The organism is Amycolatopsis sp. H20-H5, from assembly GCF_035828755.1.
In the GTDB taxonomy this organism is placed as follows: Bacteria; Actinomycetota; Actinomycetes; order Mycobacteriales; family Pseudonocardiaceae; genus Amycolatopsis.
The window spans coordinates 1-19,547 of the sequence record NZ_JAYMZS010000004.1 but is presented as its reverse complement, the minus strand read 5'-3'; the positions used below and the strand labels follow the sequence as shown (position 1 = coordinate 19,547).

Sequence of the window (19,547 nt, the reverse complement as noted above, 5' to 3'; positions counted from 1 at the left end):
CCGTGGCGATCTCGCTCGGCAGCGGGCTCGGGTTCGGCTGGGTCCGCGCGCTGGCGGGGGTTTCGGGGCAGGTGCACAGCTGGCTGGCGCCGACCACCGAACTCGGCTTCCTGGTCGGCGGCCTCGGCAAGCTCGCCGGGCTGGACCTGACCGACAGCGCGATCACGGTGTTCTCGGCCATCGGCGCGGTGCTCGGCCTGCTCGTCGGACTACGGCTGCTGTGGCTTACCTACCGCGAGAAACTGCACCCGCTGCTCGCGGCCGGGCTGGCCTTCGCGGCGATGCTCGTGCTCGGCCCGGTCGTGCAGCCCTGGTATCTACTGTGGACGGTCGCACTGCTCGCCGTGAGCCTCACCACCGACCGGACACGCTGGATCCTCGCGGGCGTCAGCGCGGTGTTCGCCGTTCTCATCCCACCGGCCGCCGGCGGTGTCGTCGCCTTCGTGCTGGGTTACCTGATCGCCATCGCCGTACTCGGCGGAACCTTGCTGCTGCTGAAGAAAAGGCACGCGGTTCAGGAGTAGGCCCAGCGCGTGTCCTCCTCCGAAGCCCAGCCGAGCCTGCGGGAACGCAAGAAACTGCGCACCCGGCAGGCGTTGGAGAAGGCGGCCTTCGAACTGTTCGCCGAGCAGGGCTTCGAAGCGACCACGGTCGAGCCGGTCCTGCTCGCGCTCCCCACGCCGTGCTCGCCCGTTGACTGCCCCTGAAGGCCACCATGACGGCGTTAAACGCCGTCATGGTGGCCTTCAGGGACCGCTAAACCGCTGGGGCAGGAGCGTCTTCGAGGAGCCAGACGACGCCTGCGGGCGGGAGTTGCAGGACAGCCGAAGCGGGCAGGCCGTGCCAGGGCTCGTCGGTCGCCTCGACCGCGCCGAGGTTGCCGACGCCGGAGCCGCCGTACGCCTCCGCGTCCGTGTTGAGCACCTCGCGCCACCGGCCGGTCGATGGGAGACCGACACGGTAGTCGTGGTGCGGGACGCCGGAGAAGTTGGCGATACAGGCCAGCCGCGAGCCGTCCTTGCCGAGCCGCAGGAAACTCAGGACGTTGCCAGCGGAGTCGTTGGCGTCGATCCACCGGAAGCCCTCGGGCCGGACGTCGTCACTGAACAGTGCGGCCGTCTTCCGGTAGACGTTGTTCAACTCCCGCAACAGGTCCTGGACGCCGCGGTGCAGCGGCTCCTCCAGCAGGTGCCAGTCCAGCGACCGCTCCTCCGACCACTCCTGCGGCTGCCCGAACTCGCCGCCCATGAACAGCAGCTGCTTGCCGGGGTGGGCCCACATGAACGCCAGCAGCGTGCGCAGCCCGGCCGCCTTGTTCCAGGCGTCGCCCGGCATCCGCTCCCACAGCGAGCCCTTGCCGTGCACCACTTCGTCGTGCGAAAGCGGCAGCATGAAGTTCTCACTCCACGCGTACACCAGCGAGAACGTCATCTCGTTGTGGTGGAACGCCCGGTGCACCGGCTCGTGCCCGAGGTAGCGCAGCGTGTCGTGCATCCAGCCCATGTTCCACTTGAAGCCGAACCCGAGCCCGCCGAGATGCGTCGGCCGCGTGACGCCGGGCCACGCCGTCGACTCCTCGGCGACCATGACCACGCCAGGGTGTCGCTTGTAGACAGTCGCGTTCAGTTCCTGCAGGAACCGCACCGCGTCGAGGTTCTCGCGGCCGCCGTACTCGTTCGGCAGCCACTCCCCTTCCTTGCGGGAGTAGTCGAGGTACAACATCGACGCGACGGCGTCCACGCGCAGGCCGTCGAGATGGAACTCCTCCATCCAGAACAGCGCGTTCGCGACGAGGAAGTTGCGCACCTCGTTGCGGCCGAAGTCGAACACGAGCGTGCCCCAGTCCGGCTGCTCGCCGCGCCGCGGGTCCGCGTGCTCGTACAACGGCGTACCGTCGAAACGCGCCAACGCCCAAATGTCCTTCGGGAAATGCGCGGGCACCCAGTCCACCAAGACGCCGATGCCGCGCTGGTGCAGCTTGTCGACGAAGTAGCGGAAGTCGTCCGGAGAACCGAAGCGGGACGTCGGCGCGTAGTACGAAGTCACCTGGTAGCCCCAGGATCCGCCGAACGGGTGCTCGGCGACCGGCAGCAGTTCCACGTGGGTGAACCCGGTGTCGACGACGTAGTCGGCGAGCTGGTCGGCGAGTTCGCGGTAGCTCAGGCCGGGCCGCCACGAGGCCAGGTGGACCTCGTAGACGCTCATCGGCGCGTCCGCCCAGTTCGTGGCCTCACGCTGGGCGACCCAGGCCTCGTCCGCCCAGGTGTGCTCGGCTGAGGTGACCACCGAAGCCGTCTTGGGCGGGACCTCCGTCGCGAACGCCATCGGGTCGGCCTTCTCGTGCCAGTTGCCGTCCTGGCCGAGGATCCGGAACTTGTAGCAAGCGCCGACGCCGACGCCGGGCACGAAGATCTCCCACACCCCGGAGGAACCCAGCGAGCGCATCGGGTGCGCGCGGCCCTCCCAGCCGTTGAAGTCCCCGATCATCCGCACGCCGCGGGCCGTCGGTGCCCACACCGCGAAGGACACGCCCTCGACCGTCCCGTGTGGAGTGCCGTAACTCCGCACGTGCGCGCCGAGGACGTCCCACAGCCGTTCGTGCCTGCCCTCCCCGATCAGGTGGAGGTCCAGCTCACCGACCGTGGGCAGCCAGCGGTACGGGTCGTCGACCGTCTCGGTGTGGCCGTCGTAGCCGATCTCCAGCCGATAGTCGCCGGGGTGCTCCGGCAGTGTGGCGGCGAACAGGCCGTCGGTCACCGGGTCCAGCGGGTACTTCTGGTCGCCCACGATGACGGCCACGGCCTTGGCGCCGGGCCGGAAAGCCCTGGCCACCACCGATTTCCCGACCTTGTGCACACCAAGCACCGAATGCGGGTCGTGGTGGGAACCGGCCAGCAGCCGGTCGATGTCGTGCGCGGGCGGAGCCGCACCGGGCAGGTCCGCGGGTGCGGCGTTCACGATTCACTCACCTCCATGGGTGATCCTGGCGATCGAGGAAAGGGGGACGGTGAGCCAGTCCGGCCGGTTCGCGTGCTCGTACGCGACCTCGTAGACGGCCTTGTCCAGTTCGAAGGCGCGCAGCAGCTCGGGGTGGTCACGCGGATCGCCGATACCCGACGCCTTCGCGTACCCCTCGCAGAAGGCGACCCGGTTGCGATCCGCCCACTCCATCGCGCGCTCGGTCAGCAGCGGGTCCGCCGCCTGGCCGACGAGCAGCTGCTGCGCCGCGTAGTCGAACGAACGCAACATGCCGGCGACGTCACGCAGCGGCGAGCGCAGCGCGTGCCGCTCCTCGACCGGCACCGCGGGCTCGCCCTCGAAATCGAGCAGCAGCCAGCCGTTGACCGTCCGCAGCACCTGCCCGAGGTGGAGGTCGCCGTGGACGTACTGCATGGAGATCGGGTTCGCCGACGCGGTGTCACGGATCTTCTCGAACACCGCGCGCAACGCCGGGACGTGCTCGGCCAGCTCCGGCACCTGCGCGGCGACCGTGTCGAGCCGCTCGACCATGGCCTTGACCGTGCGCTCCAGCTCGTGCTCGTCGACCGGCTCGGTGCCCAGCGCGCGGGCGAGGTCCCCGTGCACGGACGCGACCGCCTGGCCCAGCCTGTCCGCCTCGCCGGCGAAGTCGCCGCCGAGGTCTTCCGGCCGCAGCTCGGGATCGGCCATCAGGTCACGGACGCTGGTGGTGGCCATCGCCCAGCCGTCGACGGCGTCGGGCAGGAACTGCTGCATCATCGCGATGGTCGTCGGCTCCCCGGCCAGCTCGCCGGTGATCGAGCCCAGCGTGCGGGCGATGTGCTCGCAGCCCGCGCCCTGCAACGCGCGGTGCAACAGCAGGTCCTTGTTCGCGCCGGGGCTGAGCTTGCGGAACAGCTTGAGGATGTACTGGCTGCCGTAGACCAGCGAGGTGTTGCTCTGCTCCGAGGTGATCGGCCGGGCCCGCAGGTCGCCGGTGAGCTCGGCATCCGGCTCCCGCTCGAAGCGCAGCGTGCCGACGCCCTCACCCGAGACCAGCCTGTCGAGCAGGACAGCCGTGAGGTCCGCGTCGTTGGACGCCTCGTAGCAGTTGTCGGAGCCGATCCACACGGACGCCGCGACGTCCGGCGGGTGCGAGCGGCGGCCGATGAGCAACTGGTACGGCTCGGTGCGGTCGCCCTGTTCCACTTCGACGATCACGTGCAGCAGCAACGGGTCGCCGTCGAGCAGCACCGTCAGGCCGAGCGGCCGCACGGCGGAGATCGGCCGGTCCTTGCCCGCGAACCACCGCTGCGAGGGCAGCCAGTCCGCGAGCTCGGTGACCAGTTCGTCGACCAGCCGGTGCGGGTCGGTCAAAGCACTCACCTCGTTTCGCCTTCGTCTCCCGGCGCGACCAGCTGGAACCAGTAGAAGCCGTGGCCGGGAAGTGTCAACAGGTAGGGCAGCTCACCGATTCCGGGGAACCGCACGCCGCCGGTGAGTTCCACCGGGGTGCTGTCGCGGTGCGCCGCCAGGTCCAGTTCCACCGGCTGGGGGAACCGGGACAGATTGTTCACGCAGAGCACCACGTCCTCGCGGCCGTCCGGGCGCAGCCACTGCCGTTTGTAGGCGAGCACGCTCGGGTTCGAACCGCCGAGATCGACGAACTCGCCCTCGGCGAAAGCGTGGTGCTGCTTGCGCACCTCGATCATCCGCCGGGTCCAGTTCAGCAGCGAGGACGCGTTGTTGGACTGTGCCTCCACGTTGAGCGCTTGGTAGCCGTAGACCGGGTCCATGATCACGGGCAGGTAGATGCGGCCGGGATCGCAGGACGAGAAACCCGCGTTGCGGTCGGGCGTCCACTGCATGGGGGTGCGGACCGCGTCGCGGTCGCCGAGCCAGATGTTGTCGCCCATGCCGATCTCGTCACCGTAGTACAGAACGGGCGAGCCGGGTAGCGAAAGGAGCATCGCGGTGAAGAGCTCCTGCTGGTTGCGGTCGTTTTCCAGCAGTGGCGCGAGCCGGCGGCGGATGCCGATGTTGGCCTTCATCCGCGGGTCCTTGGCGTACTCCGCGTACATGTAGTCGCGCTCGTCGTCGGTGACCATCTCGAGGGTCAGCTCGTCGTGGTTGCGCAGGAAGATGCCCCACTGGGTGCCGCTGGGAATCTCCGGGGTCTGGGTGAGGATCTCCGAGATCGGGAACCGCGACTCGCGCCGCACCGCCATGAAGATGCGCGGCATCAGCGGGAAGTGGAACGCCATGTGGCACTCGTCGCCGCCGACGGCCGGGTCGCCGAAGTACTCGACGACGTCCGAGGGCCACTGGTTCGCCTCGGCCAGCAGGATACGCCCGGGATACTCGTCGTCGACGACTTTGCGGCAGCGCTTGAGGAACTCGTGCGTGCGCGGCAGGTTCTCGCAGTTGGTGCCCTCCTGCTCGAACAGGTAAGGCACGGCGTCCAGGCGGAAGCCGTCGATGCCCAGGTCCAGCCAGAACCGCAGGGTGTCCAGCATCGCGTCCTGGACGTCGGGGTTCTCGAAGTTCAGGTCGGGCTGGTGGGAGAAGAACCGGTGCCAGTAGAACTGCCCGCGGACCGGGTCGTAGGTCCAGTTCGAGGTCTCGGTGTCGACGAAGATGATCCGCGCGTCGGCGTAGCGGGAGTCGTCGTCGCTCCACACGTAGTAGTCGCCGTACGGGCCGTCGGGGTCCGAGCGGGACTGCTGGAACCACGGGTGTGCCTCGGAAGTGTGGTTCAGCACGAGGTCCGTGATCACGCGGATGCCGCGGCGGTGCGCCTCGTTGAGCAGGTACACGAAGTCGTCGACGGTGCCGAACTCCGGCAGGACCGAGCGGAAGTCGCTGATGTCGTAGCCGCCGTCGCGCAGCGGTGACGCGTAGAACGGCGGCAGCCACAGGCAGTCGACGCCGAGCCATTCCAGGTAGTCGAGTCTGCTGGCCAGGCCGCGCAGATCGCCGGTGCCGTCGCCGTTCGAATCGGTGAACGCGCGCACCAGGACCTCGTAGAACACGGCGCCCTTGAACCACGCCGGGTCGCTGGGGGCCTGTTCGGCCGAGTCGAAGTCACCTGCCTGGGGTTCGACCAGCATGCCGTCCGCGGTGATCGCTTCACCGGTGTGCGGCACACCATCCATACCCAGTGCCGCGTCGGGCCGGGCTTCTTCGTCCATGAGCTCCACCTCGTCCCACTTTCGGGGTGCCTCGATCGTCCCTCACGCGCGGGTCGCACGCAGGGTCACAGAAAAGTGCTCGGGTGCCGCTAGCTGGTCAGCCTTCGCCGCAACCCGACGATGTGCGCGACCGAACGCCAGGGTTCGAGGCGCACGTAGTTCGCCTGGCCCCACTCCCAGGTGTCACCGGTGACCTCGTCGTGCGCGATCAGCCGCTCGTGCCACTCGAAACCGAGCGACGGCAGGTCGAGCCAGACGGTGCCCTCCTGCGCGGTGTGGGGGTCGAGCGTCACGACGGTGACCACGGTGTCGCCGGTGGCCGGGTCCTGTTTGGAGTAAGCGAGCAGCGCGTCGTTGTCGACGTGGTGGAAGCGGAGCGTCCGCATCTGCTGCAACGCAGGATGCGCGCGGCGCGCGGCGTTGAGCTTGGTCAGCCACGGCTCGAGCGACCGGCCCTCGGCGACCGCGGCCGCGAAGTCGCGGGGACGCAGCTGGTATTTCTCCGAGTCCAGGTACTCCTCGCTGCCCTCGCGCACCGGCTGGTACTCGTACAGCTCGTAACCGGAGTACACGCCCCAGGTCGGCGACAGGGTGGCCGCGAGGGCGGCACGCAGGGCGAACATTCCCGGGCCGCCGCGCTGCAGCGACTGGTGGAGGATGTCCGGGGTGTTGACGAACAGGTTGGGCCGCCCGACGTCCCAGTGCTCGACCAGGTCGACGCCGAACTCGGTCAGCTCCTCCTTGGCGATCCGCCAGGTGAAGTAGGTGTAGCTCTGGGTGAAGCCGAGCTTCGCCAGCCCCCACAGCCGCGCCGGACGGGTGAACGCCTCGGCGAGGAACAGGACATTCGGGTGGGCGTCCTTCACGGACTGGATCAGCTTCGCCCAGAAGTCCGGTGGTTTGGTGTGCGGGTTGTCGACCCGGAAGATCCGCACCCCGTGCCCGACCCAGTGGAGCACGACCCGCAGCACCTCTTCGTAGATGCCGCGCGGGTCGTTGTCGAAGTTGATCGGGTAGATGTCCTGGTACTTCTTCGGCGGGTTCTCGGCGTACGCGATCGAACCGTCCGGCCGGGTGGTGAAGAACTCGGGGTACTTGGTCACCCACGGGTGGTCGGGCGCGGCCTGCAGCGCGAGGTCGAGCGCGACCTCCATGCCGAGCTCACCCGCGCGGGTGACGAAGGCGTCGAAGTCCTGCAGCGTCCCGAGGTCCGGGTGGATCGCGTCGTGGCCGCCCTCGTCGGCGCCGATCGCCCACGGCGATCCGAAGTCCTCCGGCCCGGCGTTCAGGGTGTTGTTGGGGCCCTTGCGGTTCACTCGCCCGATCGGGTGGATCGGCGGCAGGTAGACGACGTCGAAGCCCATGCCCGCCACCCTGTCGAGTGAACTGGCGGCGGTGGCGAAGGTGCCGTGCACCGGCTTGCCTTCGGCGTCGACACCCCCGGTGGAGCGGGGGAAAAGTTCGTACCAGGAGCCGAAGGCGGCGCGTTCGCGGTCGACCCAGACCTTCAGCGGCTTGCCCTTGGTGACCAGTTCCCGCACCGGGAACTCCCGCATGATCCGCCGGATCTCCGCGGACAACGCGGGCCCGGCGCGCTCGCCCAGCGCGGCCTCGGTGTCCCGCAACGCGGCCGCCGCACCGGCGAGCAGCGTGCGGTCGAGCCGTCGATCCGGGCGGCGGGAGACGCGGTCCAGCAGGCGAGCGCCCGATTCCAGGTCGTTCGCGAGGTCGTCGGTGCCCTGCCCGGCGGCGATCTTCACCTCGACCGTGTGCTCCCAGGTGGCCCAGGGGTCACTCCAGGCGTCGACGCGGTAGGTCCAGAGCCCGGCGGTGTCCGGGACGATGACCGCGGCGAAACTGTCGAGCCCCGAACCCTGTTCGGTCATCCGGGTCTGGCGGGCGAGACGATCTTCCGGTCCGCGCCAGGCGACCGTCGCGGAAATCGCGTCGTGCCCCTCACGCCAGACCGTGGCTGTCACAGGAAAGTGTTCCCCCACAACGGCTTTGGCCGGATATCGGCCACAGCTCACCGTCGGGGTCACGTCGTCGATGCCGAGCCGGCCGGTCATGGGCAACGCCCCTTATGTGCTGTGCGGACGCGAGCAGCGTCAGTCTGCCTGATTCGATCAAGGCCGTTGACGTCGGGGACCTTCAGGGAACGTACCCCTTGCACGTGTGGGTGAAACACAGCCGGGCGGCCCAGTTTTGTTCACCCGCCCGCAACATTCCCGCCCCAAGCGCGGCACCCGCCTTACCCGCGACTGTCGAACTCAGGCCCGCGAACGTGGACCTCAGGCCCGCGAACGTGGGACTCGCGGAGGCTGCGGACCGCGTCGGCGAGTCCCACGCTCAGGCGGCCGAGTCCCACGTTGGCGGGTGCGAGTTCTGCGGCCGGGGGACTCGGCCCGTGTTAGAACGCGTCTGAGAACTGTCGCAGCAGGCGCCGCTCGAAGCCTCGGGCGCCTGGCCTTCGAAGCCGCTTACCCTCCACAAAGGACAAAAAAGCCTACCCATTCGCCCGTTTCATACCGCCATGACCGTTTCATGTGTGCCCCTGAAGGCCACCATGACAGCGTTAAACGCCGTGAAGGCTCCCATCAGGGCACACGGCAAACCTGGGGTCGCGACTCAAGGGGACTTCCCTCGACTCAACCTTGCAAAAGTCCCCTTCACCAGAAGACCGCGTGACAGTCCCCGTCAGTCAACGCGGCCCTAGGCACCAAACTGGACGACATGACATCAGTTTCCGGACGCCTTCTGAGTCAGTTGTCCGGGTCGGGTCGGGGTGCGCGCAGGAGCAGGAGGGAGCGCTCGGGGAGGGTGACGCGGCTCTTGGCTTCGAGGACGCCGGGGTGGGCGGGGGTGCCGTCGGCGGTGCTGGTGTCGAGGGTCGGCTTGTACGTCTCGCCGTACTCGGGACCGGGCAGGACGACCTCGGCGGGCTCGGCGCCGGCGTGCAGGATGAGCAGCCACGAGTGGTCCGTGACGAGCTCGCCGACGCGGTTGCGGGCCTGGCTGTTCGAGCCGTCGATCCACATCGTGAGCGTGCGGCGGTCCTCGTCGAACCAGTCCTCCTCGCCGAACTCCTCGCCGTCCGGGCGGAACCAGATCAGGTCGGGGGCGCCGCTGGGGGTCGTCCGGCCTTCGAAGAACTCCGGCTGCCGCAGCGCCGGACCGTTCGCGCGGACGCGGACGACGCTGCGGGCGAAGTCGAGGAAGTCCTGCGACGAGGGCGACGGCGTCCAGTCGATCCAGGAGGTCTCGTCGTCGAGGCAGTAGGCGTTGTTGTTGCCGGACTGGGTGCGCCACATCTCGTCGCCCGCGGTCAGCATCGGTGTGCCGGTGGACAGCAACAGCGTCGCAAGCATGTTGCGCGCCTGGCGGGTGCGCAGCGCGAGGATGGCCTCGTCGGTGGTGTCACCCTCGACGCCGTGGTTCCACGAGCGGTTGTCGTTGGTGCCGTCGCGGTTGTCCTCGCCGTTGGCCTCGTTGTGCTTCCCGTCGTAGGACACCAGGTCCCGCAGGGTGAAGCCGTCGTGCGCGGTGACGAAGTTGATGGACTGCCACGGCCGCCGCAGGTTGTGGTCGTAGAGGTCCGACGAGCCCGACAGCCGGTACGCGAGGTCCCGCACGCCGGTGACACCGCGCCAGAAATCGCGTACGGAGTCGCGGTAGCGGCCGTTCCACTCCGCCCACTGCGCGCCGAAGTCGCCGACGCGGTAGCCCTCGCCCGTCGCGTCCCAGGGTTCGGCGATCAGCTTGCAGCGCGACAGCACGGGGTCGGTGGTGATCGCGGTGAGCATCGTCGAGTCGCGGTCGAACATCCCGCCGTGGGGACGGCCGAGTGTGCTGGCGAGGTCGAAGCGGAAGCCGTCGACGCCGAGTTCGGTCGTCCAGTAGCGCAGCGAGTCGGTCACCATCCTGACGACGGTCGGTGACGCTGCCTCGATCGTGTTACCGCACCCGGTGATGTCGGCCATGTGCCCGCGCTTGGTGTGCAGGTAGTACGCGGGCGCGTCGAGGCCGCGGAAGCTCAGCGTCGGGCCGTCCGGGCCGCCCTCGCAGGTGTGGTTGAACACGACGTCGAGGATGACTTCGATGTTGGCCGCGTGCAGCGCCGCCACCATGGTCCGGAACTCCTCGACCTCGCGGCCGGGCACGCTGGCGTAGCCCGCGTGCGGCGCGAAGAAGCCGAGCGGCGAGTACCCCCAGTAGTTGTGCCTTCCGGCACGGATCAGTGACGGCTCGTCCACGAACGAGTGCACCGGAAGGAGCTCGACGGAGGTCACCCCGAGGCGCGTCAGATGCTCGATCGTCACCGGGTGGGCGAGGCCGAGGTAGGTGCCACGCAGCTGCTCCGGGATGAACGGGTGCTGCTCGGTGAAGCCCTTGACGTGCAGCTCGTAGATCACCGACTCCTCGAACGGCACCTCCGGCTTGACCCCGGTGTCCGGCCCGCCCGGCGAGCTGACCACCGAGAGCGGCACGCTGCCCAGCGAGTCCACAGTGGACGCGGTACTGCGGTTCGGGTCGCCGACGAAGCCCTGCGCGGCGTGCAGGCTGGTCAGCCGTCCGGTGATCTGACGCGCGTACGGGTCGACAAGCAGCTTCGCCGGGTTGCAGCGCAGCCCGCGCGAAGGGTCGTACGGGCCGTGGATGCGATAGCCGTACCGCTGGCCGGGCGTGACGCCCTTGACCAGCCCGTGCCAGACGCCGAAGGTCCGCTCGGTCAGCTCGATCCGCCGCTCGGAACCGTCCTCGCTGATGAGGCAAAGCTGGACGGCCTCGGCCACGGCCGAGGTCACCGCGAAGCGGGTCCCGCCCGCTTCGGAATGCGCTCCGAGCGGGAACGGGCGGCCGGGAAGGACGTCGGTGTCTGTCGCGGGTCGAATGGCCATGACGCAGATCTTCCCAGTAACCGGCCCCGAACGGGTGGCCAACCAGCCGTCACGCGTGTCCAGCGGGACATCAGCGCGACGGCAGTCCAATTACGCATGGCGGCAGTCCAATCACGCGTGGCGGTCGGCCAATCACGCGTGGCGGCTGGCTGGTCACGGGGTCAGGTGGTGGTGACGAGGGCGAAGGAGTCCGGGGGGAGGTGGGCGACGGGGCCGTCGATGGCCGGGTCGCCCCAGGTCAGGAGGGTGGAGGTGGCCGGGGCGCCGAGCGGGACAGGGGTGGGCTCGCGGCCGAAGTTGCAGGCCAGGCGGAGGGTGCCGCGGTGCAGGACGAGCCAGGAGTCGTCGGGGGCGGTGCGGACCTCGAACCCGGCGAGGCGCGGGTCGGCCAGCTCGGGATGTGACCGGCGCAGGGCGATCAGGGCGCGGTAGAGCTCCAGCATCTCGCGGTGGCCGGGTTTCCCGGGCTCTGTCCAGTCCAGACGGGAGCGCTCGACGGTCGCGGGGTCCATCGGGTCGGGGACCTCGGACTCGCCCCAGCCGTGCCGCCCGAACTCGCGGCGACGGCCGGTGCGGACGGCCTCGGCGAGCTCCGGGTCCGGGAAGGACGCGAAGAACTGCCACGGTGTGCTCGCGGCCCACTCTTCACCCATGAAGATCATCGGGGTGTACGGCGAGCAGAACACGATCGCCGCACCGCAGGCCAGCCTGCCCGGCGAGACCGTCGCGGACAGCCGGTCACCGGTCGCGCGGTTGCCGACCTGATCGTGGTTCTGCAGGTAGGCCAGGAAGCGGTTCCCCGGAGTGACGCGCGTGTCCACCGGGCGGCCGTGGGTACGTTCGCGGAAGGACGACCAGGTGCCCGCGTGGAAGAACGCCTCCCGCAGTGTCCTGGCCAGCGCGCCCGGAGCGGCGAAGTCGGTGTAGTAGCCGCTCGTCTCACCCGTCAGGGTGACGTGGAGGGCGTGGTGGAGGTCGTCCGACCACTGTGCGTGCAAACCGTAGCCGTTGCCATCACGGGTGGTGACCAGTTTCGGGTCGTTGAGGTCCGACTCCGCGATCAGCGTCAGCGGACGCCGCAGGGCCGTCGACAGGTCCTCGACCTCGATCGCCAACTGCTCCAGGAGGTGCGTGGCGCGGTGGTCGGCCAGCGCGTGGACGGCGTCGAGCCGCAGGCCGTCGAAGTGGAAGTCCCGCAGCCAGCTCAGCGCGTTGTCGACGACGTACCGGCGGACCTCGTCGGAGCCGGGGCCGTCGAGGTTCAGGCCCGGCCCCCAGTCGTTGCGACCGGCGAAGTACGGCCCGAACCGGTCGAGGTACGCCCCCGAGGGCCCGAGGTGGTTGTAGACGACGTCGAGCACGACGGCCAAGCCGCGCGCGTGACACGCGTCGACGAACCGCTTGAGCCCGTCCGGCCCGCCGTACGGCTCGTGCACCGCGCCCCAGAGGACGCCGTCGTAGCCCCATCCCGCGAGGCCGTCGAACGAGTTGACCGGCAGCAGCTCGACGTGCGTGATGCCGAGGTCGACCAGGTGGCCCAGCCGGGCGATCGCCGCGTCGAGGGTGCCGTCCGGGGTGAACGTGCCGAGGTGGAGTTCGTAGAGCACTCCCCCTGGCAGCTGCCGCCCGGTCCACGACTGGTCCGTCCACTCGAACGCGCTGTGGTCGTACACCCGCGACGGCTGGTGCACCCCGTCCGGCTGACGCCGCGAGCGCGGGTCGGGCAACGGCTCGTCACTGTCATTGTCACTGTCACTGTCGCCGAGCAGGAACGCGTAATCGGTGCCGGTCACGTCGGCGCTCCACCAGCCACCGTCACCGGCGGTCATCTCGTGGTCGACGCCGTCGACGCGCACGCGGACCCGATCGGCCGCGGGCGCCCAGACGGTGAAGCTCATAACGCTCCTTCGGGAATTAGTGCGTTGCCGGGAAGGACCGAGACGGCGTTACTCCCGCACCAGCAGCGCGACGGGGTAACGGTCGAGCAGCTCGGCCAGCGCGGGCCGGTCGCCGGTCGGGCGGCCGGTGAGCACGTCGGTCCAGGTGCCCTCGGGCAGCGGGAGGACGGTGTCGCGCCAGCCGCCCGCGGCGGCCAGGCCCACCGGGAGCCGGGTGGCCACGACCACGAGATCTGCGGCGCGCGTGTACACCAGCGCGTGGTCGGCCGCGAGGCCCTCCGCGTGCAGTGGACGGTAGCCGCGGAAAAGCTCGGGACGCTCACGCCGGAGCGACAAAGCCTTGTGCACCAACAACAATTTCGCCGCGCCAGACTCATCGACAGCCGGGAGCTCCCCCGCGACCACCCGGTCGAGAATCGCGCGCCGGACGCCGTAGTCAACCTCGCGCCGATTGTCCGGGTCGACCAGCGACAGGTCCCACAGCTCGGTGCCCTGGTACACATCCGGGACGCCGGGCGCGGTCAGCTGCAACAGTTTCTGCGAGAGCGCGTTGGACCAGCCGGGCCCCCGAACACGCTCGACGAACGCGGCGACATCGGCCGCCAGTTCGCCGTCGCCGAGCACCTGCGACGGCCACGCCGCGACGGCCTTCTCGAACTCCTCGTCGTGGTCGGTCCAGGTGGTGCGGAGCTTGGACTCCTTGGCCGCCTTGTCGAGGTAGTCACGCAACCGCTCCGGCGTGATCGGCCACGCGCCGACCAACGTCTGCCAGGCCAGCAGGTTCAGCGAAGGCTCGTCGATCCCGCGAGCCGAAGTCCACCGCCCGACGGCCTCGCCGAACTCGCCCGGCAGCTCCGACAACACGGCCATCCGGGCGCGGACGTCCTCGGACCGCTTGGTGTCGTGCGTGGTCAACGTCGTCATCGTGGCCGGACTGCCCGCCTCGCGGGCGGTGGCCAGCGCGTGGAACTCGCCGACGCCAAGGCCGAACCGGTCCGGGTTCCCGCCGACCTCGTTGACCGCCGCGAACCGGGTGAACCGGTAGAAGGTCGTGTCCTCGGTGCCCTTCGCGACGACCATGCCCGAGGTCTGCTGGATCCGCGTCGCCAGCTCGCCTTCGGGCTCGCCGCGGACCTGGCTGTCGAGCGCGTCCAGTGCGGCGCCCAGATCAGGCCGGGACGCACTGGCCCGGCCGAGCGCGGCGGCCCAGTTCGCGCCGCCCTCTGGCAGATACGAGCGGTACACGGGGAAAGCGATCATCACCTCGGCGACGGCCGCCCGCGCGGACTCGGTGTCCACATCGGACAGCAGCGCCGCGATCCGCCGTACCTCGGCGACCAGGATGCCGTCGGTGACGAGCCTCCGTGCTTCCTCCTCGACGGCGTGGTAGTCCGTGCGGACGCCGAGTTTTGCCGCCAGCTCAGTGAATCCGGCCTCACCCGCCGGGTCGATCAACACGCCCGCGACCTCGCGGAGCGTGTCGTACCCGGTGGTCCCGTCGACGGGCCAGGTCTGCGGCAGGTCCTCGCCAGGGTGCAGGATCTTCTCCACCACGAGCCACGCGTCCGGTGCGCCCGCCCGCAGCAGGCGCAGGTACCCGCCGGGGTCGGCGAGGCCGTCCGGGTGGTCGACGCGCAGGCCGGTGACGTCACCTTCGGCGACCCAGCGCAGTACTTCCCCGTGCGTCGCCTCGAAAACGTCACGCTTCTCGACCGATACGGCCGCGAGGTTGACGATGTCGAAGAACCGCCGGTAGGTCAGCTCGGTGTTACCGCGCCGCCAGCCGATCAGCTCGTAGTGCTGCCGCGCGTGCACCTCCTGCGGAGAACCGCCGGAAGTGCCTGGGGCGAGCGGAAAACGGTGGTCGTAGTAGACGAGCTCGTCGCCCTCGACCGTCAGCTCCGCGACGTCGGCGTCCTCGCCCAGCACCGGCAGCAGGATCCGGCCGCGACCCCAGTCGATGTCGTAGTAACCCGCGTACGCCGACTCGGCGCCGTGCCGCAGGACGTCCCACCACCAGTGGTTCGCTTTCGGTACCTCGACGGACATGTGGTTCGGCACGATGTCGACCACGAACCCCAGCCCGGCGTCGGCCAGCCGCGCGGAAAGCACCTTGCGAGCGTCTTCGCCGCCGAGTTCCGGCCTGGCGAGCGTCGGATCCACGACGTCGTAACCGTGCGTCGACCCCGGGGTCGCGTCCAGCACCGGTGACGCGTAGAGCGCTCCGGCGCCGAGCGCGCGCAGGTAGTCGACGAGTTCGGCGGCGTCGGCGAAGGTGAATTCCGGGCGCAGTTGGAGCCGGTAGGTCGAGCTGGGGACCGTCACTCGTGCTCCTCCTGGCCGGTGCGCTGCAGCACGACGAGTGACCGCGCCGAGAGGGTGAGCTTGCCGCCGCCCTCGATCGCGTCGGCGACCTCGCCGGTCGCGGTGTCGACCACGACCGTCCACTCGCTGCCGTAACCGTTGCCAGGCAACGTCATGTCGATGTCTTCGTAATGCGCGTTGAACGCCAGCAGGAACGAGTCGTCCTTGACCGGCATGCCACGCGGGTCGAGATCGGGGATGCCATCGCCGTTGAGGAAGACCACGACCGACTTGCCGAGCCCGTCGTCCCAGTTCTGCTCGGTCATGTCCTCACCCGCCGGGGTGAACCAGGCGATGTCGCCGAGGTCCTCGCCCTTGCGGACCGGCTTGCCCTGGAAGAACCGGCGGCGCCGGAACACCGGGTGCCGCTTGCGGAACGCGGCGACCGCGCCGGTGAACTCGACGAGGTCGGCGTGCTCCGACGCGAGCTGCCAGTCCATCCAGGACAGTTCGGAGTCCTGGCAGTACACGTTGTTGTTGCCCTGCTGGGTGCGGCCCATCTCGTCGCCGTGCAGCAGCATCGGCACACCCTGGGACAGCAGCATCGTGGCCAGGAGGTTGCGCCGCTGCCTGCCGCGCAGTTCGAGCACCTCGGGGTCATCGGTCGGGCCCTCGGCGCCGCAGTTCCACGAGCGGTTGTCGTCGGCGCCGTCGCGGCCGTCCTCGCCGTTGGCCTCGTTGTGCTTTTCGTTGTACGACACCAGGTCGTTGAGGGTGAACCCGTCGTGCGCGGTGACGAAGTTGATCGACGCGTACGGGCGGCGGCCGTCATCCTGGTACAGGTCCGACGAGCCGGTGATGCGCGACGCGAACTCACCGAGCGTCGAGGGCTCGCCGCGCCAGAAGTCGCGGACCGTGTCGCGGTACTGCCCGTTCCACTCCGTCCACAGTGGAGGGAAGTTGCCGACCTGGTAGCCACCGGGGCCGACGTCCCACGGCTCGGCGATCAGCTTGACCTGGCTGACGATCGGGTCCTGCTGCACCAGGTCGAAGAACGTCGACAGCTTGTCGACGTCGTAGAACTCGCGGGCCAGCGCGGAGGCGAGGTCGAAGCGGAACCCGTCGACGTGCATCTCGGTGACCCAGTACCGCAGCGAGTCCATGATGAGCTGCAGCGTGTGCGGATTCCGCACGTTGAGCGAGTTCCCGGTGCCGGTGTAGTCCATGTAGTACTGCGGGTCGTCCTCGACGACGCGGTAGTACGCCTCGTTGTCGATGCCGCGCATGGACAACGTCGGGCCGAGGTGGTTGCCCTCCGCGGTGTGGTTGTAGACGACGTCGAGGATCACCTCGATGTTCGCCTCGTGGAACGCGCGGACCATGCCCTTGAACTCCTGGACCTGGCCGCCGTCATGCGGCATCGCCGAGTACGCGTCGTGCGGCGCGAAGTACCCGATCGTGTTGTAGCCCCAGTAGTTCTTGAGGTCCTTCTGCGACAGGCCGTGATCGGTGACGAACTGGTGCACCGGCAGCAGTTCGATCGCCGTCACGCCGAGTTTCGTCAGGTGCTCGACGACCGCGGGATGGGCCAGACCGGCGTACGTCCCGCGCAGTCGCTCGGGCACGAACGGGTGATTCACGGTCATGCCCTTGACGTGCGCCTCGTAGATCACCGTCTCGTTGTACGGCGTCTTCGGCGAGCGGTCGTTGGCCCAGTCGAAGAACGGGCTCACCACCAGCGAATACGGCACGTGCCCGGCGGAATCCGCGTCGTTGCGCTCTTCCGGCGCGTCGAAGTGGTAACTGAACAGCGACTCGTCCCAGTCCACACCGTGCGAGACGGCCTTGGCGTACGGGTCGATCAGCAGCTTGTTCGGGTTGCAGCGCAAGCCCTTCTCGGGCTCGTACGGGCCGTGCACCCGGAAGCCGTAGCGCTGGCCTGCGCCGATGCCGAGCAGGTAACCGTGGTGGACGAAGCCGTCGACTTCTTCCAGCCGCGAGCGCGTTTCGGTCCCGTCCTCGTCGAACAGGCACAGGTCCACGTGCTCGGCGACCTCGGAGAACAGGGCGAAATTCGTCCCGACCCCGTCATAGGTCGCGCCGAGCGGGTAGGGCGTTCCTGGCCAGGGCCGCACGGGCTCTCCTCGGGTGGTGGGTCGGTTCGGTTCAGGATTGCTTACCTGCCGCTGATTCAAACGTCGCTGGGGCGAATCTCACTCGTGCTTGAGCGGACGCGCGGCCTTCAGGGGCGCGACCGCCGCGCGGACGCGTTCGTCGGCGAAGAACCCGTCGACGGTGACGGGCAGCGGAATACGCCAGTTAGGATACTGGTCGATGGTCCCGGGCAGATTCGGCTGCCTGCGTTCGCCCACGACGTCGGCGGGGGACGTCAGCACCAGGCGTGACGCGGCCGAGGCCAGCAGTGTGTGCAGCGCGACCACCGGGTCACCGGCCGGAATCCCCTCGCGCGCAACAAGACCGAGCAGCGCCGCACGTTCCTTGGCGGCGGCCTCGTACTCCGGTTCCGCGGGACCGTCAAGCAGTCCGAGCTCGGCGCGGACCCGCACGTGCTCGCCTTCTAGCCAGCCGGAGACGGTCGGCAGGTCGTGGGTCGAGATGCTCGCCATCGCGTCCGGATCCCAGTCGCCCGGCCGGACGAACGGCTGGCCGGGCGCGTCCCAGTCCCGCTGGAACCACAGCACGGCCGAGCTGAGCATGCCGCGCTCGTGCATCGTCTCGGTGACGGTGTCCTCGACCGTCCCGAGGTCCTCGCCGACGACGACGGCGCCCGCGCGGTGTGCTTCCAGCGCGAGGACGCCGAGCATCGCTTCGGCGTCGTAGTGCACGTAGGTGCCGCGGTTCGCGGGCTCGCCCGGCGGAATCCACCAGAGGCGCCACAGTCCGGCGACGTGGTCGACACGGATCCCGTCGGCGTGCTGCAAAACGCCGCGGATGACGTCGCGGAAGGGCGCGTAACCGGCCTCGGCGAGCTTGTCCGGCCGCCACGGCGGGAGGTTCCAGTCCTGGCCCTGCTGGTTGAAGGCGTCCGGCGGCGCGCCGACGCGGACCTTGGCGGCGAAGACGTCCCGCAGCGCCCAGGTGTCCGCGCCGCCAGGATGGACGCCGACGGGCAGGTCGTGCACGACGCCGACCGTCATCCCCCGCGCGGCGCGGCGGACTTCGTCCAGCTGGCCGTGGCAGAGCTGCTGCAGCCAGGCATGGAACTCGACGCGGTCACCCAGCTCGTCGCGGGCACTGGCGACCTCGCGGCTCGCGGGGTCTTTCAGCTGGTCGGGCCACGTGCGCCAATCCGCGCCGTGGACCTCGGCGAGCGCGCCGAAGGTCGCGAAGGCGAGCAGGTCGTCGTCCATCTTGATCGACTCGTGGTGCGGCCACAGCAGGTCCAGCGCGGCGCGTTTGGCCTCCCAGACGGCGTCGTAGTCGATCAGGTCCGGGTGGCCGGCCGGTTCGAGGGCCCGCACGCGGGCCTGCGTGTCCGCGTCGGCCCGGTCGAAGGCCTTCGTGGCGGTGACCCTCAGGTAGATCGGGTTCGCGAAACGACGGCTCGAGGGCGAATACGGCGAACGCTCGACGGGATGCGCGGGGCTGAACGCCTGGACCGGGTTGACCAGCAGGACCCCGGCGTCCAGCTCGGCGGCCGAGCGGGCGGCCATGGTGGCGAGGTCGGCGAAGTCGCCCATGCCCCAGGAACCCTCGGAGTGCAGGGCGTAGAGCTGGAGCATCCAGCCCCAGGCGGGCGGGATCTCCGGCAGCTTCGTGGGCACGACCGCGAGCACGACGTTCTGGTCCTTCGTGACCACCCGATGCCAGCCGAGCGGCAGGTCGGCCGGGAGCCGCCCGGTGACCTCGCGGCGGCTGCCGTCCTCGAGCTGGACCACCGCGGGCCCGCCGAGGTCGTGACCAGCGCCCTCGCGGACCACGAGCGTCGGCGGCAGGGCGGTGACCTGGGCGGCTTCGCGGACTACGGCCAGTGAACGCTGGACGGCCTCGGCCGTCGAGGCGTCGACGTCGAACTGGGCCAGGACGGCGATCACGACTTCGTCGTCGACCTGGACCTGGACCTGGTCGGAGTTCTCGTAGCGGGTGGCCACCCCATGGGCGTCGGCGAGTTCGGTGAGGGCGCTGTCCACGGTCCCAGCATGGTGGGCGGCGACAGTGCGCGCCATCCAGCCGGGCCGAATGCCGCGAAGCCCACTACTCCGCCCAGCCGCGTCGGCCGAGGCCGCGGTCCCTGAAGGCCACCTTGACGGCGTTTAACGCCGTCATGGTGGCCTTCA

Annotated in this window: 11 protein-coding genes; 2 read left to right on the top strand and 9 right to left on the bottom strand. The window is 69.5% G+C overall.

Annotated elements, in window-relative coordinates:
• Both mptB and QMK34_RS02860 read left to right on the top strand, forming a co-directional pair.
• Positions 1 to 524: polyprenol phosphomannose-dependent alpha 1,6 mannosyltransferase MptB (gene mptB, locus QMK34_RS02865; protein WP_326411096.1), on the top strand; the 524-nt coding region annotated here is incomplete at its 5' end.
• 9 nt (positions 525 to 533) lie between these two features.
• Positions 534 to 707 (top strand): TetR/AcrR family transcriptional regulator, encoded by a 174-nt coding sequence (locus QMK34_RS02860; protein WP_326411095.1) that lies wholly within the window; start codon positions 534 to 536, stop codon positions 705 to 707.
• A 49-nt stretch (positions 708 to 756) separates the two neighbouring features.
• Here QMK34_RS02860 and glgB read toward each other — a convergent pair whose 3' ends face one another.
• The 9 genes from glgB to malQ form a co-directional block, all read right to left on the bottom strand.
• Positions 757 to 2,958, bottom strand: coding sequence for a 1,4-alpha-glucan branching protein GlgB (glgB, locus tag QMK34_RS02855; RefSeq protein ID WP_326411093.1), 2,202 nt, complete (start codon positions 2,956 to 2,958; stop codon positions 757 to 759).
• Between the two features lie 3 nt (positions 2,959 to 2,961).
• Positions 2,962 to 4,335, bottom strand: a complete 1,374-nt coding sequence (locus QMK34_RS02850) for a maltokinase N-terminal cap-like domain-containing protein (RefSeq protein WP_326411408.1) — start codon at positions 4,333 to 4,335, stop codon at positions 2,962 to 2,964.
• A gap of 5 nt (positions 4,336 to 4,340) precedes the next feature.
• On the bottom strand, positions 4,341 to 6,149 hold the full coding sequence (treS, locus tag QMK34_RS02845; RefSeq protein WP_326411091.1) for a maltose alpha-D-glucosyltransferase: 1,809 nt from the start codon (positions 6,147 to 6,149) through the stop codon (positions 4,341 to 4,343).
• Between the two features lie 89 nt (positions 6,150 to 6,238).
• Entirely contained in the window at positions 6,239 to 8,218 is a 1,980-nt protein-coding gene (locus tag QMK34_RS02840; protein WP_326411089.1) for a maltotransferase domain-containing protein, read from the bottom strand.
• Between the two features lie 693 nt (positions 8,219 to 8,911).
• Positions 8,912 to 11,047: a glycogen debranching protein GlgX gene (gene glgX, locus QMK34_RS02835; protein ID WP_326411087.1), complete on the bottom strand. Its 2,136-nt coding sequence runs from the start codon at positions 11,045 to 11,047 to the stop codon at positions 8,912 to 8,914.
• 161 nt (positions 11,048 to 11,208) lie between these two features.
• A complete protein-coding gene (treZ, locus tag QMK34_RS02830; RefSeq protein WP_326411085.1) occupies positions 11,209 to 12,945 on the bottom strand; it encodes a malto-oligosyltrehalose trehalohydrolase in 1,737 nt (578 codons plus the stop codon).
• 48 nt (positions 12,946 to 12,993) lie between these two features.
• Positions 12,994 to 15,270 carry a malto-oligosyltrehalose synthase gene (gene treY, locus QMK34_RS02825; protein WP_326411082.1) on the bottom strand — a complete coding sequence of 759 codons (2,277 nt, stop codon included), beginning with the start codon at positions 15,268 to 15,270 and terminating at the stop codon, positions 12,994 to 12,996.
• Positions 15,267 to 17,384, bottom strand: coding sequence for a glycogen debranching protein GlgX (glgX, locus tag QMK34_RS02820; protein WP_326411079.1), 2,118 nt, complete (start codon positions 17,382 to 17,384; stop codon positions 15,267 to 15,269). The genes treY and glgX (QMK34_RS02820) overlap by 4 nt, the downstream gene beginning before the upstream one ends.
• Positions 17,385 to 17,462: 78 nt before the next feature.
• Positions 17,463 to 19,436, bottom strand: a complete 1,974-nt coding sequence (gene malQ, locus QMK34_RS02815; RefSeq protein WP_442785089.1) for a 4-alpha-glucanotransferase — start codon at positions 19,434 to 19,436, stop codon at positions 17,463 to 17,465.
• Positions 19,437 to 19,547 lie beyond the last annotated feature (111 nt).

What these genes read in the sequence shown, in the direction of transcription:
- treS (WP_326411091.1), bottom strand. Translation starts at nt 6,149, where the DNA reads ATGGACGAAGAAGCCCGGCCCGACGCGGCACTGGGTATGGATGGTGTG.
- QMK34_RS02840 (WP_326411089.1), bottom strand. Translation starts at nt 8,218, where the DNA reads ATGACCGGCCGGCTCGGCATCGACGACGTGACCCCGACGGTGAGCTGT.
- glgX (WP_326411087.1), bottom strand. Translation starts at nt 11,047, where the DNA reads ATGGCCATTCGACCCGCGACAGACACCGACGTCCTTCCCGGCCGCCCG.
- treZ (WP_326411085.1), bottom strand. Translation starts at nt 12,945, where the DNA reads ATGAGCTTCACCGTCTGGGCGCCCGCGGCCGATCGGGTCCGCGTGCGC.
- malQ (WP_442785089.1), bottom strand. Translation starts at nt 19,436, where the DNA reads ATGGCGCGCACTGTCGCCGCCCACCATGCTGGGACCGTGGACAGCGCC.